Source organism: Paenibacillus sp. L3-i20 (assembly GCF_022180385.2).
Taxonomy (GTDB): Bacteria; Bacillota; Bacilli; order Paenibacillales; family Paenibacillaceae; genus Pristimantibacillus.
In genome coordinates, this window is the sequence record NZ_BQME02000001.1 from 2,220,280 (window position 1) to 2,241,471 (window position 21,192).

The 21,192-nt window shown below is 42.4% G+C and carries 13 protein-coding genes; 9 read left to right on the forward strand and 4 right to left on the reverse strand.

Translation table 11 applies throughout. The features are described 5' to 3' along the window. The first annotated feature begins 111 nt into the window (after positions 1 to 111). The 4 genes from MFF31_RS10455 (at position 112) to MFF31_RS10470 (ending at position 6,797) form a co-directional block, all read left to right on the forward strand. Complete coding sequence (locus MFF31_RS10455) at positions 112 to 2,562, forward strand: helicase C-terminal domain-containing protein (RefSeq protein WP_238187946.1); 2,451 nt, start codon at positions 112 to 114, stop codon at positions 2,560 to 2,562. 77 nt (positions 2,563 to 2,639) lie between these two features. After that, positions 2,640 to 2,786, forward strand: coding sequence for a hypothetical protein (locus MFF31_RS10460; RefSeq protein WP_238187947.1), 147 nt, complete (start codon positions 2,640 to 2,642; stop codon positions 2,784 to 2,786). Positions 2,787 to 3,000: 214 nt separating this feature from the next. Beyond that, positions 3,001 to 4,746 (forward strand): ABC transporter ATP-binding protein, encoded by a 1,746-nt coding sequence (locus MFF31_RS10465; RefSeq protein ID WP_238187948.1) that lies wholly within the window; start codon positions 3,001 to 3,003, stop codon positions 4,744 to 4,746. Positions 4,747 to 4,769: 23 nt separating this feature from the next. Beyond that, the gene (locus tag MFF31_RS10470) at positions 4,770 to 6,797 is read left to right on the forward strand and encodes an ABC transporter ATP-binding protein (protein ID WP_238187949.1); all 2,028 of its coding nucleotides are present in this window, start codon (positions 4,770 to 4,772) and stop codon (positions 6,795 to 6,797) included. Positions 6,798 to 6,875: 78 nt separating this feature from the next. On the opposite strand, the gene MFF31_RS10475 is transcribed toward MFF31_RS10470, so the two are convergent. From MFF31_RS10475 to MFF31_RS10485, 3 genes are all read right to left on the reverse strand, one after another. Next, a complete protein-coding gene (locus MFF31_RS10475) occupies positions 6,876 to 7,160 on the reverse strand; it encodes a hypothetical protein (protein ID WP_248565455.1) in 285 nt (94 codons plus the stop codon). A gap of 94 nt (positions 7,161 to 7,254) precedes the next feature. Next, complete coding sequence (locus MFF31_RS10480; protein ID WP_238187951.1) at positions 7,255 to 9,000, reverse strand: methyl-accepting chemotaxis protein; 1,746 nt, start codon at positions 8,998 to 9,000, stop codon at positions 7,255 to 7,257. A 237-nt stretch (positions 9,001 to 9,237) separates the two neighbouring features. Beyond that, positions 9,238 to 11,889 carry an EAL domain-containing protein gene (locus MFF31_RS10485; protein ID WP_238187952.1) on the reverse strand — a complete coding sequence of 884 codons (2,652 nt, stop codon included), beginning with the start codon at positions 11,887 to 11,889 and terminating at the stop codon, positions 9,238 to 9,240. A gap of 233 nt (positions 11,890 to 12,122) precedes the next feature. Between MFF31_RS10485 and MFF31_RS10490 the strand changes: the two genes are divergently transcribed. The 5 genes from MFF31_RS10490 (at position 12,123) to bcp (ending at position 19,209) form a co-directional block, all read left to right on the forward strand. Next, on the forward strand, positions 12,123 to 12,569 hold the full coding sequence (locus MFF31_RS10490) for a MarR family winged helix-turn-helix transcriptional regulator (RefSeq protein ID WP_238187953.1): 447 nt from the start codon (positions 12,123 to 12,125) through the stop codon (positions 12,567 to 12,569). A gap of 45 nt (positions 12,570 to 12,614) precedes the next feature. Next, on the forward strand, positions 12,615 to 15,761 hold the full coding sequence (locus MFF31_RS10495) for an MMPL family transporter (protein ID WP_238188560.1): 3,147 nt from the start codon (positions 12,615 to 12,617) through the stop codon (positions 15,759 to 15,761). A 217-nt stretch (positions 15,762 to 15,978) separates the two neighbouring features. Continuing rightward, positions 15,979 to 17,556, forward strand: coding sequence for a sensor domain-containing diguanylate cyclase (locus MFF31_RS10500; protein WP_238187954.1), 1,578 nt, complete (start codon positions 15,979 to 15,981; stop codon positions 17,554 to 17,556). 101 nt (positions 17,557 to 17,657) lie between these two features. Then, positions 17,658 to 18,731, forward strand: coding sequence for an asparaginase (locus MFF31_RS10505; RefSeq protein WP_238187955.1), 1,074 nt, complete (start codon positions 17,658 to 17,660; stop codon positions 18,729 to 18,731). Between the two features lie 13 nt (positions 18,732 to 18,744). After that, positions 18,745 to 19,209, forward strand: a complete 465-nt coding sequence (bcp, locus tag MFF31_RS10510) for a thioredoxin-dependent thiol peroxidase (RefSeq protein ID WP_238187956.1) — start codon at positions 18,745 to 18,747, stop codon at positions 19,207 to 19,209. A gap of 104 nt (positions 19,210 to 19,313) precedes the next feature. On the opposite strand, the gene MFF31_RS10515 is transcribed toward bcp, so the two are convergent. Beyond that, positions 19,314 to 21,119 (reverse strand): LTA synthase family protein, encoded by a 1,806-nt coding sequence (locus MFF31_RS10515; protein ID WP_248565456.1) that lies wholly within the window; start codon positions 21,117 to 21,119, stop codon positions 19,314 to 19,316. Positions 21,120 to 21,192 lie beyond the last annotated feature (73 nt).

Consider the following 21,192-nt stretch of genomic DNA (forward strand, 5'->3'; position numbering starts at 1 on the left):
CGGCTAACCCCGCCAGCAGGGTTGTTCTGCGTTTACAGCCTATCGTGACAGGTGGGAGATATGGTACACTATGGGAACAAATGTTCTTTGGCGATGCCTGAAGGAGAGGTTATGACGGATACATACACGGTTAATTTATCGGTTAGGCATCTTGTTGAATATGTATACCGGAGCGGCAGTATTGATGCGCGACTTCAGTCGGTTGATGCGATGCACGAAGGAACGAAGGCACATCTGCGTGTACAAGGGAATTACGGTGACGGTGATCAGCGTGAAGTTTATTTGAAGGCAGATATCGCATGGGGAGATCTGTTGTTTGCATTGGATGGGCGCTGCGATGGCTTGCTTGCAACAGAGCCAGTTCCAACGATTGACGAGATCAAGTCGAGTCGGGGAGATCTAGTTCGTATTAAGGAAGAGCAAGGTTACGCAGTTCACTGGGCTCAAGCTTGGTTCTATGCGTATATGTACGCCAAGCAAACGGGAACTGAAGCCATGAGAGTCCAACTGACGTATGTACAGACGGGGACGGGGGAAGAGATTAGATTCGTTCGGGAAGCAAGTTTTGAAGAGCTCGAGTGTGATGTTTTGGAAATGGTAGCACGTTACGCCCCATATGCGCAGTTACGGAAGAATCATCAGGAGCAGAGAGATGTCAGTATCGCTGAGTTGCCATTCCCTTTTGAATCTTATCGAGCGGGCCAGAGAAAACTTGCGGGGGCTGTGTACAAAACAATTGATGAAGGTGTTTCTTTATTTGCACGAGCCCCGACGGGCATTGGCAAAACAGTATCGACAACGTACCCGGCCATTAAGGCGATCGGAAGCGGGGTGTTGCAACGAATATATTATTTAACCGCTCGGACGACTACACGTGCAGCCGCTGAGGATGCGCTTATACTTATGAAGTCACAGGGACTTCGGATACATGCGGTGACAATAACAGCGAAGGATAAAATATGCTTCCAGGAAGAAACTCGCTGTGAAAGGGAGAGCTGTTCATTCGCAGACGGCTATTATGACCGAATTAATGGAGCAGTGTTGGATATTTTTGAACATGAAACAATAATGACACGAGCTGTCATTGAACAATATGCACGAAAGCATAGTGTCTGCCCGTTTGAATTTTCATTGGATCTCTCTTACGGAGCAGATATCGTTATTTGCGATTATAATTATGTGTTTGATCCACGTATTTCGTTCAAACGGCAATATGCGGAAGGGAAGAAACGGACGGCGCTGCTCATAGACGAAGCTCATAATTTAGTTGATCGAGCCCGGGAGATGTATTCGGGGGAGTTAATGAAAGCACCGTTTCTTTCGATGCAAAGAGAACTGAAAGGTAGACATAAGAGCGCTTATTTGGCTGCTAAAGCGGTAAATGATAATTTTATTGCTCAGCGTAAGCTACTCGGAGAATCGACCCAATCGGTGGATCATAACTTGCCAGAAGAGCTTGTTGCGTTAGTGGAAGCATTCGCCGCAGAAGTGGAGAAGCTTCTTGAATCAGGCGTGGTGTTGGGTGGTATCACCGAAACTAATGCTAGTGAGATTGTTTTACAAACCGGTGATTTATTTGCTCAAACTGAGGGGACAGTTGGTCATATCCCCGATACACCAGAAGTGAATCAAAAGCGTGTAAATAGCAGTCAACTTCTTGATATTTACTATGGTGCGCAGCAGTTTCTTAGAGCAGCCAAAGTTTACGATGAGCGCTTTGTCACGTTGACGGAGCTGACTAGAAAAGATATGAGAGTGAAGCTGCAATGCCTTGACCCTTCAAGTCTGCTTGGCCAGATGGGAAAGGGCTACCGCTCGCATATTTACTTCTCGGCGACGTTGACGCCGCTGAGATACTATATGGACATGCTTGGCGGAAGGGAACAGGACTATACATTATCTCTCCCATCGCCGTTTTCTCGGGATCAGCTTAAAGTTGCGATACACCCACTGTCCACTAGATTTGCGGATCGGGGAGATTCTTATGTGCCAATCGCAGAGCTGATTCAACAGTCAGTGCAAGCAAGGCGAGGAAATTATTTTGTGTTTTTCCCTTCCTATGCTTACATGAATGCTGTTCACGAAGCATATATAGAGTTATTAGGAAAGCTTGCGGGGGAGTCCTCTGACGAGGATGTTCAGGTGCTGCTTCAGCGGACGGATATGAGCGAAGCGGAGCGTGACGAGTTTCTATCCGCCTTTCAGCCAGACAATAAGCGAACGTTAATCGGCTTTGCTGTAATGGGAGGCATCTTCTCGGAGGGAGTCGACTTGCCGGGAGATCGACTAATTGGGGTTGTTATCGTCGGAGTAGGATTACCGCAGCTTGGTATAGAACGCAATACGCTGAGAGATTATTATCAGAAGCAAGGCCATAATGGCTTTGACTATGCATATGTCATTCCAGGAATGAACAAAGTGTTGCAAGCTGGAGGTCGCCTCATTCGCTCTGAGAAGGATAGCGGTACGCTTCTTCTGATTGATGATCGTTATTTGCAAGGAGCTTACCTGCGATTGTTGCCAGAGGAATGGTTGCCGCTGGTAGAGAATGATTTAAACTGATTTACAAGGTTGACAGTTTTTTCTTGTGATGGTAAAGTGACAAATAGATTTCACAATTGGAAAGGGGGATTACGTCGATGATTAATTTCAATGGAATGAACAATAACGAAGTGACTATGAATGTAATGGACGCCAACGAGTTCCGTGTTAACGGGATCACTAACATTATGTTTAATCGTCATCGTTTTCATCATAATAACGTAATCCATCCGTGCGATTTCTAACTTTGATCATTAGGGTACTACCCGATATCAAAGGCGCAGGATTACGTTTCCGTAATCATGCGCCTTTTCTGTACTTTGGATTGGTTGCTCCGTTTCTATAGCGGAGGAATGCCAATTTTCAGTCTGATGAAGCGTGTCGTTACGGCGACACGCTTTTTTGTATGTTGTAAAAAAATAGTCATGTGGATGGCAATGGAAGGTGTGATAGAGGAATATGTTCAGCGTATTAAACAAATTAAGCTGGTTTTTCAAAATGGAATGGAAACGTTACACGGTAGCCATATTTTTGCTCGTATTAACAGGTATTATTGATGTTATTCCCCCTTGGATGCTCGGTTACTTGATCGACGGAATTAATCAGAACGTACTTGGTACTGCTGAATTCAACCGCATTATGTATGCTTGGATCGCGTTAACTATTGTAGGTTACCTCATTACGTATGTATGGCATTATAAATTATTTGGCGGAGCTTTCATGCTGGAGAGGCTGATGCGTTCCAGTCTTATGGGTCACTTTCTACGGATGACACCGAAGTTTTTCGAGCGCAATCGGACGGGTGATCTTATGGCACGGGCTACGAATGATCTGAGTGCTGTATCTATGACTGCGGGCTTCGGCATTCTGACGCTTGTGGATTCAACTCTCTTTATGATTACGATTCTAATCGTAATGGCTGCTACAATCAGCTTGAAGCTAACGCTAGCAGCATTGCTGCCGCTTCCTTTTATGGCGATTGCGATGTCTTACTACGGCAAAAAAATTCATGAACGGTTCACCAACGCGCAAGATGCATTCGGTGAATTGAACGATCAGGTGCTGGAATCTGTGGCGGGTGTACGTGTTATTCGCGCCTTTGTACAAGAGGAAGCAAGTGAGGCAAGATTCAGAGATAAGACAAAAGAGGTGCTGGGCAAAAACATTGCAGTTGCTCGCATCGATGCGCTTTTTGAGCCTACCATTAAAATTCTCGTCGGAATGAGTTACTTAATCGGTCTTTGTTATGGCGGATTTCTCGTCTTCCACAATGAGATCTCCTTGGGCGAGTTAGTATCATTCAATATATTTCTAGGGATGTTAATTTGGCCAATGTTCGCTATCGGTGAGTTAATCAATATTATGCAGCGTGGTAATGCTTCACTCGACCGAGTGAATGAGACACTGGGCTACAAGGCAGATGTGGTAAATGCCAGCAAGCCAGTAGATGTTGAGAAGCCAACTGGAATTCAGTTTAATGACGTAACTTTCCGTTACCCATCTTCAGAGGTGGATAACTTGCGAAATATTTCTTTGAAGCTTGAACAAGGCGGGACACTCGGTATCGTTGGGCGTACGGGCAGCGGCAAGACGACATTGCTGAAGCAACTGCTTCGTGAATATCCGCTAGGAAGCGGTAATATTCGTATATCTGGAACATCACTGTCTGATTTAGAGATCAATAAGGTACTTGGTTGGATAGGATATGTGCCGCAGCAGCCAATCCTTTTTTCGAAGACGATCAAAGAAAATATTTGCTTCGGACGTACAGATGCTTCGGAAGCTGATTTACAGCGAGCGCTTGAGCGGGCATCATTCGCCAAAGACATCGTATTCCTGCCAGACGGACTTGAGACGATGGTTGGTGAGAAGGGCGTTGCCTTATCCGGCGGACAGAAGCAACGTGTCAGCATTGCGCGTGCACTAATAGCTGATCCTGAAATATTGATGCTGGATGATGCGTTATCGGCGGTAGATGCGAAGACAGAAGCTGAAATTATTGAAGGTATTCGTACGGAGCGTGCAGGTAAGACGACGCTTATAACGACGCATAGGCTTTCTGCAGTACAACATGCAAATTGGATTATTGTGCTGGAGGATGGACGTATTATCGAGGAAGGTACTCATGATCGTCTCCTTGCAAATGGCGGCTGGTATCGTGAGCAATATGACCGTCAGCAACTTGAAGCTACGATAGAAACGTAAATAGATAGGAGGCGGGAAGAACAATGGGAACGACAGGTAAACGTTTGTTTCAATACGCCATGTTATACAACAAGTCGATTCTGGCTGCAATGGTACTGCTTGTTCTTGCAGTATGTGCGGAGCTTACAGGGCCGCTCATTGCAAAGCGAATGATTGACCAAAATATTCTTGGCGTAGAGAAGCAGTGGCATAAAGTAGAGAGTAAGCAGCCTTACGCTGTGAATTATAAGGATCAATGGTACAAACGTACAGATCGCTTCGAACCTAACGAAGCAGCTTCAAAAGGCGCAGAGGTTCGCGTCTTGCAAGTAGGACGCAGCTATTACTTCTTGAATGGTGCGCTTGCGTTTGAGGGCGGTAAGCGGGAAGTAACTGGCAGCGAGATGACAGTACGGAACAGCACAACTGGAGAAAATGCCGTATATCCCGTAACGAAGTTAACAAAACAGGAGTTATACGCGTTCTATAAACCAGAAATACCAAGCTTGTTCAAACTAGCAGCACTTTACATGGGACTGCTAGTACTCGTCGCGATATTCTCTTACGGGCAGCGATTAATTTTGCAGACATCGGCTAATAAAATTGTGATGAGAATGCGTAATGATGTATTCGCTCATACACAGCGACTGCCTGTTAATTATTATGACAACTTGGCTGCGGGCCAAGTCGTCTCCCGTATTACGAATGACACGGAGTCCATTCGGGAGCTGTATGTTGGCGTTCTGGCCAACTTTTTTACCGGTACGATCTATATGGTGGCGATTTATGGTGCCTTGTTCTTGCTAGATCCTAGGCTTTCGTTAATTACATTACCGCTAATCCCAATTCTAATCGTTTGGATTATTATTTATCGCAAATTTGCGGCGAAGTACAATACGATTATTCGGACAAAACTGAGCGAAATTAATGCAATGATCAATGAATCCATACAAGGGATGACGATCATTCAAGCGTTCCGCCGTCAGAAAGAAACAACAAAAGAATTCGATGAAATGAACAATTATTATTTTAAATATCAAAACAAGTTGCTTAGCTTGAATTCTATTACTTCGCACAATTTGGTTAACGTCGTTCGTAACATCCTTTTCCTTATTGTTATTTGGATGTTCTGGGGTGGATCTCTAGGCGCTATCGTAACAGTGGGCGTGCTTTATGCTTATATCGATTATATGAACCGTATGTTTGCACCGATCGTCGGAATCGTGAATCAGTTGTCTAATCTGGAGACCGCCCGTGTATCAGCAGAGCGTGTATTCAAGCTGATGGACGAGGAAGGTATTGAGGTAACGAAGGGGAAGATGGATCGATACAAAGGCGAGGTTACCTTCAAAAATGTATCGTTTGCCTATAAGAAAAGCGAATATGTGCTTAAAAATATTTCATTGGATGCTCGTCAAGGTCAGACGGTTGCATTGGTTGGGCATACGGGATCAGGGAAAAGCTCCATACTCAATCTATTGTTCCGCTTCTACGATACGAATGAAGGGACCATCGCTATCGATGGCAAAGATGTAAGAGACATTCCTAAGCAAATGTTACGCCAACATATGGGTATCGTATTGCAAGATCCATTCCTGTTTACTGGAACGATTGCATCCAATGTTAGCTTAGATAATCCAGCTATTTCACGCGAGAAGATTGAACAGTCGCTGCGGGATGTGGGTGCTTATGATATGTTCAGCTTGTTGCCTGGAGGTATTGATGCGCCGGTTATCGAGAAGGGAAGTACTTTGTCTGCTGGTCAGCGGCAATTGATCTCCTTTGCAAGAGCACTTGCGTATGATCCTGCCATTCTCATTCTGGACGAAGCTACGGCAAGCATTGATACGGAGACGGAAGCTATCATTCAAGAAGCATTGGATGTGCTCAAGCGGGGTCGTACCACTTTCGTTATCGCACATCGTTTGTCCACGATCAGGCAAGCGGATCAAATTCTAGTGCTAGACCGTGGTGTTATCGTTGAGCGAGGCAATCATGATGAGCTTATGGAGCACGAAGGTAAGTATTATGCGATGTATCAGCTTCAACAAGGCTCGGTGCAAACAGCGTAATAGGGCAACTAGGTTTATACAAATTAAAGAAGAGGTTGTTCCCAGATAGATTGGGAAACAACCTCTTTAGCATGTTATTTACATATCGTCCTTTATCGCATCAACATATTTTTTTGCTTCAGGTAATGACATATTTAAAACTTCGCGTATCTCTTTAATCGCTTCTACATATTTGTCTTCTTTGAGCTTTTTTCTAACTACATCATTAATTGGATGTTCAGGTACCCCAAGTTGTTTGGATAGTTTATCTATTGTGTATTGCTGGTATTTAATCATCTTCTCTAAATTATTCATTTTATTGGAGGCAGCGAGAGCACATATAAACATGATTACTATAAGAAAAGTATATTCCACTTCCGTCATCCCTCTCTAATGTTATTAACGAAAATAGTGTACCTAAACATACTACTAAAGGTTAAAACGTTTTTTAAGATCGGAATGTTACATAGATAATCTGTTATGTTTTGAACCTACCTACCGCTTCTTTTAAGCTTGTTGCCAAACTACGGAGCTGTACAGAACTGCTTGCAACCTCTTGCATAGAAGCAAGTTGCTCTTCTGATGCAGCTGCAACGCGTTGTGAATTTGCTGACGCTGATTGTGCAATATGCTCAAGTTCATCTAACGAAGCGGCTATTTGCTCACTTCCAGCAGACATTTGCTGAGCGGCTGCGGACACTTCCTGCACTTGACTAGCTACATGTTTGATGGATTCCATAATGGTACGGAATGATTCACCAGCTTGATTAGAGACATTGGAGCCTGTGCGTGCTGCGGAGACGGACTGCTCCATAGCGCCGACTGCTTCAGTCGTCCGGCTGCTTATCGTGTTCAAAATTTGTCCGATTTGCTGAGAAGAATCTTTGGAGCGCTCAGCAAGTTTGCGAATTTCAACCGCAACAACAGCAAAACCTTTGCCGTGTTCTCCGGCACGTGCTGCTTCGATTGATGCGTTGAGTGCCAGCAAGTTCGTCTGATTGGCTACGTCGCTGATCAGTACGAGTATGTTCCCAATCTGGTCGCTTTGGTTCTTAAGCTCTTGCAGTGCTACTACAGTTGCTTCAATATTGGATTCTACCTCTTGCATCTGATGCAGAGTTTGCTCTATAACTGCTTCACCTTCAGAGGCGAGCTCGTTCGTTTCTGCCGCTAGCTCAGATACAGAAGATGTAGATTCTGCTATCCGACCGATTCCGATTGCCATCTCGCCCATAGCGCGCTGGCATTCCTGGAAGCTCTGCAATTGTGTTTCCGATCCAGACGCAACCTCTTGAATGGCTTCGGTCACTTCTTCTGTCGCTTTAGAGGTTTGTTCAGCACTTTGCTGCATATGGTAAGCAGAGTTAGAAACCTCCTCTGAGCTGCTCCGAATATCTTTAGATAATGTACGGAGGTTTGCAATCATAGCGTTAAAGGAAGCTGATACTTTTCCGATTTCGTTACTGTTTCGAACAGGAACGGCTAAAGTAAGATCTCCTGCTGCTGCTAGATCTGCTACTTCAACAAGTCGTTTAAGCGGCATCAAAGCAAAACGGATGAGTATGATAACAATCGCAATAGCGACAATCGCTAGAGCAGATGCAATGATAATGCTCTCTTTGACCATAGCGGATAGCTCATTATCTACTTGGTTGTAGTTGAAGTCGATGCTGAATACTCCCACGGGATCGCCTTTTTCATTAACAATAAGCTTGAAATATGAAATCCAACTTCCCATTTTATCTTCATATACATCGCTCCAGCTTTCCCCCTTCTCGAGGGCAATACGGATCGTCTGCTCAAATTCAGCGGACATCTCATACATTTCGCCAATTCCAAAACCGTTTGCGGTCATATCCTCGCTACTTTGCAGGATCATGATGTGTTTCTTCCCATCTTTCACGATAAAATCAGGTATATAAAGAACGGCGTTCGTAATTCTATCATTGCGAGTCATTGCGTCAAACTTGTTTTTCATTACAGAAAACATGGCTGCTTTGCTTGTTTTGGTCGTTAACAGTTCCTTGTAACCCCTTGAAATAAACTCATAATCAAACTCCAATTGGTAACCTAATGTTTCACCTGTATGTCTGATTTCATCCATTAGTGTTTTTTTCTGAAAGCTGTACGATAAAATTTGTGTTGAAGAGATCAGTACCATTAATATAACAGTAATAATAATGGAACTTGTCAGTACTAGACTTTTATTCTTTAAATTAAACATCAATATGCACCCCATAAAATAGTATTTGGCTAAATTTGATTAAGAAACGTCATGGAAGGGCTACTATATGGATTTAATTTCTTAATTAGTCAATCTAACAGTAGCATTGAAATATTAGAAATGTTTTGTTGCTAATGTTAGAAAAGTATGAACAAGCCCCTCTCCATTGGGGCATGGAGAAGGGCTTGTGAATTCAAAATATCAACTTGGAAAGTGACTATAAATCCTTTAGCAATACTAGCTTTTTTTGTGTTGTGCTAATAAAGCTTCCATCTGTGAGGCAGGAAGCGGACGGCTGAACAGATAACCTTGCAGTTCATCGCAATTTAATTCTCTGCAGAACTGTGACTCATCAATGGTCTCGATACCTTCAGCAACTACTTTCATATTCATACTATGAACGAGTTCAATGATAGCTCGAACGATGGAAGATTTTTTGTCGTCACTCGTAATTCCTGAAATAAAGGAACGGTCTAGCTTTACATCGGTAATCGGCAATCGTTGCAGCTGGTTTAAGGAGGAATAACCTGTACCGAAATCGTCAATGGATATTTGAATGCCAAGATTACGTAAATACAGTATTGTCTCTATAACTTGATCAATATTGCGCATGAACACGCCTTCCGTAATTTCCAAGCTTACGTATTTAGGCTCAAGGCCAGTTTTTTGCAGCCCCGTCAGAATCATTTCTTTCAAGTTTCCTTGATAGAAATGCCGTGCAGAGATATTGACGGACACACACACCTTATTCAAACCTGCATCTTGCCAAGCTTTATTTTGCCGGCATGCTTCGTGGAAAACCCAGCTATCGATCTCTAGAATGAAACCGGATTCCTCTGCAAGTGGAATAAACTTGTCAGGTGGAACAAGGCCAAAGTCAGGATGATTCCATCGAATAAGTGCTTCTATACCGCTAAGCTCCCCTGAACTTGCATTAATTTTAGGTTGATACTGCAGGGAAAATTGATCCTCTAATAATGCATTGTACAAGCCATTCTCAAGGCGCATTTTCTCAGCGATGACCTGTTCTTGATCTGGTTTAAAGAAGCGATAACAGCCGTCGCCTTCCTCTTTTGCGTTGTACATCGCAATGTCAGCGTTACGGATAATTTTATCCATGTCTTCGCCATCGTGAGGAAAGACGCTAATACCAACGCTGATCGTTAGAAATAGCGGGAACCCATTGATGACAAAAGGTTCATTAAAACTATCACAGATTGCTTGTGCAGATTTTTTTAATTCACTCTCATCCTCATAGCGAGCGACAAATACAAATTCGTCGCCCCCCAATCGGTATACGCTGCATGCCTCGGAATTCATGTTCATAAAGCGATTTGCTGACATTTGGAGCAGACGATCACCGAATGAGTGTCCGAGTGTATCGTTCACTTGCTTGAATCGATTAATATCAGCAAATAACACAGCGATAGGCAATTGATCGGATGTATTGCCGAGGCTCTTTTTTATAAGCTCCTGAAATTGCAAAGTGAACTGAAGTCGGTTCGGAAGACCTGTCAGCATATCGTAATAAGCAAGCTGATGAAGACGTTCTTCCGATTGCAAGAGCAATTCAGCTTGAGCCTGTAGACGATCCGTATTTCTTTGTGATTCATGGAACAAGTGCAGTAAGCTACCCCCCATATGTTTAAAGTTGGCGATTAGGGAGTGAATCTCTATAATACTGCTCTTTGGGAGCTCTAACGTACGATTTTGACTCAACTTCAAACTAAGATTTTTTGTGGAAACAGCAAGACGCTGCAGACTTCTGGCAATGGACCGATTAATGAGCATTGCTACGATCGCTGCTGCAATTGCAAAGCAGAGCATGTAGATAAAGTGTATAAAGTACTTATCAAACAAGGAAGTATGATAATTGCTGAGCGGGATGCTAACCAGAAAAAAACCTGATCCGTCAACGAGTTCGCTTTTATATAGAAATTTTTCATCTTGCCATGTATAAGGCTTGAATGGGTTTTCGTTTTTATTTGATGTTAAAAAGTACAAGTTATTATTGATATGACGAAGTGAAACCTTCTCCAACGGCCTTATATGCTTGTTAGCTAAATCTGATTGATTGGATGCGACAATAAGATGATTCTGATCTACTAAACTGAATGTGTATCTATCAGGAAAGGTATATCGATCAATCAAAAACTGGAGTTGCCTCGTTTGCACCTCATCTAGTGGACCGGCGTAGGAACTGCTAATTGCGCTCCACTCTTTCGAAACGGTGTTAATCGCTTCAGTAGAAGTATGCTCAGCATAGACACTAGCCTCTTTAAAGGAACTAAGACTGTTAACCAACATGTTAAGTAGAAAGGCGCCCATCACAATTCCAAGAGTCAAATGAAGAAGAAGCTGATTGATTGTACTGGGCAAACGTTTCATGTTGGATAATCCGCTCCAACGGCGAAGGGGCATATATTGATGGATAATTTCAGCGAATAGAGCGTTGAATAATCCGTTGACGACGTAGATACATATAATTAACTTCACATCAATATTGTCATTCGGGTATTGTGCGTTACTAATGAAAATAATTAGAGGAATGGCGATAATAAACCAATAAAATGCAGCAGAACAGAAAAGGCGCCCATTGTATCTTCTCAGCAATAGTCCTACTACAATAACCTCCAAAATGCCTAACATTAAAAATACCGGATGAGTAACCATGAAACCTCCGGCAACATATGCAATTACTGCTGACAGAAGCCCTCCCCACATGCCGAAAAGTCGAACAGCAAGCAGCAGGAAGAGGCTTGTTAGTGAGAAGCTTATTCCATAAATGAACGTAAATTGACTCCATTCCCCGAGAATGGCAAGTAGAGTACAAACGGTAAATGGAACGAGTATCATCCATTTGTGGCGCTTTTGAAATGAAATAGTCACGCAAGTCCTCCCAGTGCTGTAACAAGCAATATAGTGTATGGGCTTTCATGAAAACGAAAAGTGTTGAGTTCACTGTATTTTTGACCGTACATCTACCTTTCGACATTCGACAAAATTATTTAAATTCCTTTTTTATTTGGAAAAATGAGGGGAATTTGCAACCGGATTGCGAAGCTGATATAGTTCTATTATCGAATAGTTCTATAATAGAATTACATTGGGGGGTAGAGTGGATGGGAGTAGATGAAAATATACTTAGATCACTAATCTATCGGTATGAGATGGCTAACTTTACATTTGAACGCAGATTAAATGCAAGGATGCGCGATATACTGCCGGAGGAGCTCACCGTTGAGCAATTCAAAACGATTCGTTACTTAAAGCATAACGGAACCAGTACCTCTTCAGAGTTATCTGAAATTTTCTGTGTTGGAAGAAGCTCAATTACGGCAATCGTTTCGAGATTGTCAGATAAAGGTCTCATAGAGCGTCTTCCTGAAGAAAAGGATCGTCGGGTTATTAACCTTGCTCTAACAGAAGAAGGCGATCGTATATGTGGACTTATGGAGGAGCAAGTGCTCGTTATACTTACAGGGATGATAAGCCACTTCGACGAAAAAGAGGCTTTTTCCTTTGTAGAAACGTATGAGAAGCTGGCTAAACAATCGCAGAAGTCGTGAGGGAATTAAAGAAAGATTTATCCATGTGGGAGAAGGAGTGGAATGATGAGAGTTATTTTAAAGTTTAAGTGGCTGGTGCTTGCACTGTGGGTACTCGGAGCTGTTGGTTTAATGGTTACTGCTCCTAATATGGCGGAGCTTGTTCGTACAAAGGGACAAATAACCGTTCCCGATGGCTACACCTCTACAATTGCAAGTGAGTTAGAAAAAGAGATTGGTTCTGCCGCTGGCGGATCAGAAGGTATGTCAACAGTGCTAACTTTTCATCGAAAAGGGGGGCTAAGTGACTCTGATCTTAAAGAAGTAGAGAGTAGTATTGATAAGCTGAGGAATGAAGGGGATGCTCTCGGCGTCAGCTCCATTATGACTCACTTTGAAATACCTGAGCTTAAGAAACAGATGGTATCAGAAAAGGGAGATACCATTCTTGCGCTTCTAAATGTTGAAGCTGGGGATCGTGAACTGAAAGTTGTTCAAGAAGACTTGTACAAGGCTCTTGAGAATGTGTCAGTCGAACATTATTATACGGGTAACTGGCTTATAAACGAAGATGTCATTCATAGCTCAGAAGAAGGGCTTAAGAAAACAGAGGTTATAACTGTAGGATTTATTTTAATTATTTTATTCATCGTATTCCGTTCTGTAGCTGCTCCGTTTGTTCCGTTGCTGGCAGTTGGATTTACTTATTTAGTATCACAATCTGTTGTAGCCTTTTTAGTGGAATATGTGAACTTCCCACTTTCAAACTTTACACAAATTTTCTTAGTGGCAGTACTATTCGGAATAGGTACAGACTATTGTATTCTTCTGATTAGTCGCTACAAAGAAGAGCTCTCTCACCGTGGTGATAAGACAGAAGCTATCGTACATACGTATCGTACGGCTGGCAGAACTGTATTTTTCTCAGGGCTAGCAGTGCTTGTAGGTTTTACGTCGATCGGTTTCTCTACATTTGTACTGTATCGTTCAGCTGTAGCAGTAGCGGTAGGTATTCTCATTTTATTACTAGCGCTATACACACTAGTACCCGTTTTTCTATCCCTGCTAGGCAACGCATTGTTCTGGCCAGCAAAGGGCTCATTAGAGCATAAACCTAGCAAGCTGTGGGGATTTGTAGGTAATTTCTCGTTGAAACGTCCAGCATGGGCGCTCGTTATTTTAGGAGTCATCATTGTACCCTTCCTAATAGCTTACAAAGGTACTATTTCTTTCAATTCACTAGATGAACTTAGTGATAAATATGGCTCGGTAAAAGGGTTTAATCAAATCGCTGAAAGTTTCGGACCGGGTGAGACTTTGCCCACTAACGTCATTATTAAATCAGATAAACCAATGGATACACCTGAAGGACTTGCAACTCTTGAGCAGGCAAGCCGAGAGCTTGCAAAGGTTGAAGGGGTGAAGATGGTTCGAAGTGCCACAAGGCCGACAGGAGAGGTGCTTGAAGATTTCCTTGTATCGGATCAAGTACTTACTCTCGATGAAGGATTAGGCAAAAGCGGCGAAGGACTCGGAGAAATCAGTGATGGTTTGGCAGAGGCGAGCGGCGCACTGAATGAGAACGCACCGAAGCTTGCAGAGGCAGTAGATGGTGCAGATCAATTAGTTGAAGGAACGAATGAGCTTCGTTCAGGTATTGTTGAATTGACGAATGGTCTACTTGCCATTCAAACAGGGCTTAATGAAGGTTCCATAGGTGCAAAGGAGTTAGTCGCTGGACTTACAAACGCACAACAAAGTGCAGAAACATTAGCGGCAAGCAGTAGTGAGCTTCTTAAAGGCTACAATGGGTTAGCTGGAGGGCTTTCTGGACTAACGGCAGGTTATGGAAAGGTTGCTACAGAGCAAGCAAAACTCACTGAGGGTCTTGGCGGTGTGACCAAGCACTTGACTGGACTCCAAGAAAACTATCCTGATCTTAAAGATGATCGTGTATTCCAAGAGGCAATAGGTACACTTGCAGAGCTGCAAAAGGGTGCTTCGGCACTTGGCATTCAGTTAGTCGAGATGAATAAGCAGTTGGCAGGTGTAGCAGCTGGCATGGAGCAAGCGAACAAAGGTTATGCGGAGGCCTCTGCAGGACAATCCGCTCTAGCTGCTGGACTTCAAAAGCTTGCGGACGGATTAGGTGATATGAACGAAGGCATCTCACAAGCAGCAGCAGGTCAAGGCGAGATCGTAGGGAAACTGCCTGGTGTCACGAAAGCTCTTGGTGAACTTGCTGAGGCGCAAGAGGAACTGAAGAGCGGATTCACTACTATGAACAAACAGTTAAGTGAGCTAACAGGCGGCTTAGATCAGAGTGTAGAGGGCTTATCCCAAGTTACGGACGGTCTAGCTTCGGCAGGTGGTTACTTGCAAGGCTTAGCGGAAGCCCCGAACAAAGGAATTACAGGCTGGCATATTCCGAAGGAAGCGATTAAGGAGGAGCAATTCCAAGCTTCACTTGATGTTTATATGTCCGCTGATCGCAAGACGGCGAAATTCGAAGTCATCTTTGCCAGCAATCCGTATTCGCAAAGTACGATGGAGGAAATTGGCTCCCTGGAAGCGGCAATTGATCGAGCAATGAAAGGAACGCAGTACAAGGAGTCCGAGGTAGCTATCGGAGGCGTGACGAGCATGAACAACGATCTTAACACGATTTCTAAAGGTGATTATGGTCGTACGATAGTGCTCATGCTGATCGGCATATCACTCATATTGATCGTATTGTTCCGTTCTTTCATTATTCCTATCTATATTGTTGTTTCACTGTTAGTGACGTTCTATACATCCCTTGCTATAACAGAAGTTATCTTTGTACGAATGCTGGGTCTGTCGGGCATTAGCTGGGCAGTTCCGTTCTTCGGCTTCGTATTACTTGTTGCTCTTGGCGTCGATTATAGCATTTTCTTAATGGATCGGTTTAAGGAATACAAGGATCTTGATCCGAAGAAGGCTATATTAGAAGCGATGAAAAACATGGGAACAGTTATTATGTCGGCTGCAGTCATTCTTGGAGGAACATTCGCAGCAATGCTGCCTTCGGGGGTAATGTCCCTCTTACAGATTGCGACTGTAGTGTTATGCGGACTGTTTCTGTATGCGCTAGTTATGTTGCCTCTGTTTATACCTGTTATGGTACGAACGTTCGGTGACGCTAATTGGTGGCCGTTCATGAAACGGAAGAGTGAAGAGAGATCGCTGTAACGAAAAAATAGGGGAGCGAGCTCCGTATATGCTGTTCAGCATATGCGGAGCTTTCTTTCTTTTTAGTAAGAAAAAGGGAGATTTTCGGGGCGGATTAAATTAAATGTAGGGTGGAATTATTTTTATTTAAAAATGGTAAAGATAGCATAGAATATAATTGCCCTTATCCGTATAATGGAATAAGCTGTCTCTTATTGAAAGTAAACGGAGGGCCGCAATGAAATTAACGCTCGAAGCCAATCGAAAGATAAAGCTCTCAACTTTACTTACTGGCTTGGTTGCCACGTCTGTACTTTGCACTGCACTTATATTGCTAGTGACCTCCTACACTGCAGAAAAAAACACTTTACTTAACTCGACACTTACACATAACTATTCAAAAGCTAATAAGATGAGTATTACGGTCGATTCCCTTTTTAAATCAATGCGTGAAAGCTTGCAATCTACTGCACGTTTTCTAGAGGACGAAACAGCCTCTAGCTCGGGAGAAGTACAGCTTCATCTTGATCTAGCTGTTGAGTTGAATCGATATTTTAATTCAATTTTATGGATTAACGAAAAAGGTGACATCAGAAATGTAGCACCAAATAATATAGAACTTCGAGGGTCAACGGTTTCTCCACAAATAACGCAGTCAGAATTGGAAGCACGAAAACCTTTTATTACCGCTCCCTACATTGCATCAACAGGAAGGCTAATTATCGTCATTGCAGAACCTTTTTTTACCAAAGATGGACATTTTCAAGGTTATATCGCAGGAACAATTTATTTGCGTGAACAAAATATTCTGTATGAAATAATCGGCGGACATGGATCAGATAAGTTTAATTCTTATTATTTTGTTGTAGATGGTGCGGGGCATTTGATCTATCATCCTGATACCTCTCGTCTAGGTGAAGATGTAACGACAAACCGACTTGTTCGAAAATTAATAAGTGGACAAAATGGGATGGGGGTAGTCGTTAATACGCGAGGGGTTGAGATGGCTGCTGCATACAGTTACATTAATGAAACGGGATGGGGTATTGTTCAGCAAACCCCGACGACATCGATGAATGAGCAGTTAATTGACAATGTAAAAAAACAAATATTGTATATGATCACTCCTTTCGTATTGTTGCTCCTATTATCGATGTGGCTTGCTCAACGTCTAGTGAGACCCTTTGTTTCCTTAGCTAACATTGTAAATGACTTTTCAGAGGGCCGAACAATATCTTTGCCATCACTGAAATCACATTGGAACAGAGAGGCAGACTTTTTAACAAAAACAGTTGTTCTCGCGATTCAAACGATACAAATGAATAATAATCAGCTTGCTCATCGGGCGGTTACTGATCCGCTTACAGGTTTATCAAATCGCAGAGCATTAACGGAACTTATGGACGACTGGGAACAGGATGGCAAGCCATTTGCAGTTATAGTTATTGATATTGATTGGTTTAAAGGCGTTAATGATACGTATGGACATCAAGCAGGTGATGAAGTGCTTAAACATCTCGCTGGAACGATCAAGTCATTGGTTAGAGAATCAGACAGCTGCTTCCGTTATGGTGGGGAGGAATTTGTTATTCTATTGCCTAACACCTATTCGGAGGAAGCTTACGAAATAGCTGAAATGCTGAGAGTGTCAACGGAAAAAACGATTAGTCCAGTAGGACAAGCTGTTACTATTTCTCTTGGTATAGCGGTATATCCTAACCATTCGAAGTCTCCAGAAGAACTGTTCCGTTTAGCGGACAAAGCACTGTATCAATCGAAGAATAATGGTCGGAATCGAACGACAATCGCAGGGTAATTAAGGAAGAAGGGGCCGCTTACGGCTCCTTTTTTTGCTCAATGCCATTAGTATCGTATAATAAGGTCAGAACATAAGAAATACCGAAAGGAGGACTGCATATGAAGCAGCTTTTAGTCATTTTTACAGGTGGAACAATCGGGAGTAAAGCAGAGGGACTTGAGATAAATGTAACAGACTCCGGTTCTTACGCTTTGTTAGAGGAATATCGCAAGCAGTCCTTCAGCCGAGAAGATGTGTCGCTGGATACGTTGCAACCATTAAATCTGTTAAGTGAGAATATAACACCTAGCGATTGGATTACTTTGGCGGCAGCTATCCGCGAAGTTGATTGGAGTGCTTATGAAGGGATTATTGTAACGCATGGCTCAGATACACTTGCCTATACGGCAGCAATGATGAGTTATTTGTTCACGGATATATCACTGCCGTTAGTGCTGACAGCAAGCAACTACCCGATCGCAGATGAGAGAAGCAATGGACTTCGGAATATGTCCAGCTCCATTGATTTTATTATGGATGCAAAGTTATCAGGTGTATTTGTTGTGTATGAAAATGATAAAGGGCAATCAGTTGTTTATTTGGGAACACGAATTTTTCAAAATGAATCTTTCACCGATCAATTTAGGAGCCCATATGTACTGGCATACGGTCAAATGACGAGTGATAGAACCTTCCTCTGGCAAGCGGATCGTAGAAACCCTACCCCTGAATCCTTGTCAGTTACGAAAAGTGCAATTGGATGGACTCCCGCAACGTTGAAGTTGCAGGATGCAATCCTTTACATAAAGCCATATCCAGGTCTTGATTATTCCTTGTATGAATTCGCAGCCTCGAAGCCGAGGGTTATTCTTCATGATCTTCATCACTCAGGAACTGCGTGTGCATTGGACTCAGGAAAATATTCGCTTACTGCGTTCATTAAACGATGCAAGGAAATGAACATCGATGTGTACTTATGTCCCATTAAGGATGCTTCAGATGCGTTATATGAATCATCACACAGATTAATTGAAGCGGGTGCTTGGTTTATTGAGAATATGTCAGTAGAAGCGGCACTGACGAAGATGATGCTTGCTTATGGGCTATATGAAGATAGCAACGAGGCAGATGCATTAATTCGTGGACAATCGATTTATTTTGAAAAGTACGACGTACAAGAGCCTATAAATTAGAGGAGGAACAAGAATGAGTCATGTACAAGTGGGAGAAAAGGTAGCTAACTTTAAACTTCATGCATCAAACGGGAAAGAGGTTTCTTTGAATGACTATAAAGGGAAGAAGTTGGTCATTTATTTCTATCCGAGAGATATGACACCTGGATGTACAACGGAGTCATGTGATTTCCGTGATTTCAATGGTCAATTTGCGGAGAATGGTGCAGAGGTTGTTGGTATTAGTCCGGATGATCTTGCTTCCCATGATCAATTTATAGCAGAATATAACTTGCCGTTCCTATTGCTGTCGGATACAGAACACACGGTGTCGGAGCAATTCGGAGTTTGGAAAGAACTTAGTTGGGGAGGGAAAACATTCCTCGGTGTAGAACGCTCTACCTTCCTAATTGATGAAGAGGGAGTTCTTGTTCGTGAATGGCGCAGTGTAAGTGTTGAAGGTCATGCCAATGAAGTGCTTGAGGCTGTTAAGGCATAACATTACCAATCGTAGAAGGATTGGTTAAAAAGGAAAAGGGTCTTCGCTCCAATAGTCCGCAGATTGCGGAACTATCGGAATGAAGACCCTTATTACTTAACGAACTATTCTGTTTTCCAACTTGGAAGTGAGTTAACGTAGCTGTCTGAAAGCCGCAGCAGTTCAAGAGCACGATTAAACTCATCTTCAGTCGTTTCTTGCTTCGTGTTCCCGTCACCAGTCAGTGGGAAATGTTTACCGTCCTCAAAGCCGCTTCCGGATAGGAACAGCTCTTGGCTGCTTAAAAACGAACCTTTAGGCAAATAATAACGTTGAGGCAAAATATTATAATTCGATTGATTAAATAAATCTTGACCGAAATAAAGTTGATCTTCGATAGATACACCAAGTAGATTTGTGATCGTTGGTAATAAATCCACCTGACCACCTAATTGATCATATACAACAGGTCCTGATTCATTACCTGGATTAATAACGACAAGCGGAATATTGATCATATCAGTGTACTTATATTCTCTACCATAGATTTCTGCCATCAAATCTTTTTCGTTACGATCAAGCGAATAGATTGGGAGTCCAAGATGGTCACCATATAATACGACTAAGCTGTTATCCCAAATACCGCGCTGTTTCAAGTCTTCGATAAATTTTCCTAGTGCATGGTCAGCATAATTTTGTGCGATAAGGTAGTTGCCTACAAGTGTATCCTCGTATCGCTCAGGAATTTTAATTAATTGCTTCTCTTCTGGCATCGTATAGGGATGATGCGCAGTCATTGCAATGACATGTGCGTAGAATGGGTTATTCTTCGCAGCCATATTGCTAAGTTCTTGAGCTGTTTTCTTATAGAGCATTGAATCAGAAGCTCCGAAAAATACGGTATCCTCTTCACCAAAAAACTTTGCGTCATAGTAGTGATCAAAGCCAACCGCTTTGTAAAGCTCACCGCGATTCCAGAATTCTACAACATTTGTGTGGAAGGTCGCTGAATCATAACCTTCTTTTTTCAATAATTTTGGTAAGCTAGGCAATTCCTTATCCGCATACATTTGAGTAGCAGCACCCCGAGGCGGAATATAAAGCGATGTGTTAACGACAAACTCGGCGTCTGACGTATTGCCTTGCCCAACTTGCTGGTAGAAATGTTTGAAGTAACTGTTTTCCTTCACTAGTTTATTGAAGACAGGCGTAATTTCTTGCCCTTCAACGTGTAAATCAACTAGGAAGTTTTGCATAGACTCCATTTGAATAATAATAAGATTTTTATCTTGTGCTGTTCCTTGAAGAAGTGGCTTATCGACTGGTTTAATACCTTTAACCGTTTCAATCTTTTCTTGTGAAATTTGATTAGAATCAATATATTCAACATCTTTATTAGAAAATATCGTGTAAGCCTCGTAATTCAAAATACCCATTTGCTCTGCTTTCACAATTTCATTCATACTTGCGCGATTCGGCATAATGTTGAATATACAAATGGCAAGTGATCCAGTTAACAGAAGGATGATCATTCTTTTATTCTCTTTGCGATTAAATTTGTTCTTCCAATCTTGAGATTTATTACGACGGAACATAATTATCGCTAGAATGACAACATCAATGTAGATTAACAGGAAGTAAGGGTCCATTAATGAAAATACACTGTTCTTGACAGCTGTAACCTGATTGACTTGAGCAAGTGCAAAATAGGTGACGATTACTCCGTAATACTTGAAATACATTATGACTGCAAATAGAATAGAGGTTAGAGTAAGGTTGGCTATCAAATAATAGAGCATCTTTCTTTTACTAGCGAACCATTCAATTAGACAATAAATAATAAGGACGAATGGAATCTCCTTTAGAATCGTCGTCCATGACGTTCCATTTTCGAAGATGACCATCCACGCCAAATAGCTTTTAATTAACATGATGAATGAGAAAATTAAGATGGGACGAGTGCTGACTAGCATTTTATTTTTTAAAAATGACACAATGACCCTA